Genomic DNA, 242 nt, shown 5'->3' on the forward strand with positions numbered 1-242 from the left:
GCTCAGTAATCTGAGGGCAAGCAAGCCTTTTAATGTTGTTGTTGTCGCACTGGCTAACAAGCTAGTGCGGATCGCCTGGGCTGTGATGCTCTCACATCGAGCGTTCAACGCCAACAAACTTGCTTGCCAATAAACTCATTCACCCATTTTGCAATGACAATGTTGAAGTTTCGTGTTCATCGGCCTTTGTGTTTACGTGACTGTCTTAATTGATCTGAGATTGTTTCTGTATTTTAAGTTTT

1 pseudogene is annotated in these 242 nt (G+C 43.0%); it reads left to right on the forward strand.

The annotated features are described in order from the left end of the window. Positions 1 to 133 (forward strand): annotated as a pseudogene (locus ACYP03_RS27620) (IS110 family transposase); the annotation flags it as partial. Positions 134 to 242: the final 109 nt, after the last annotated feature.

This window comes from Photobacterium sp. R1 (assembly GCF_054600795.1).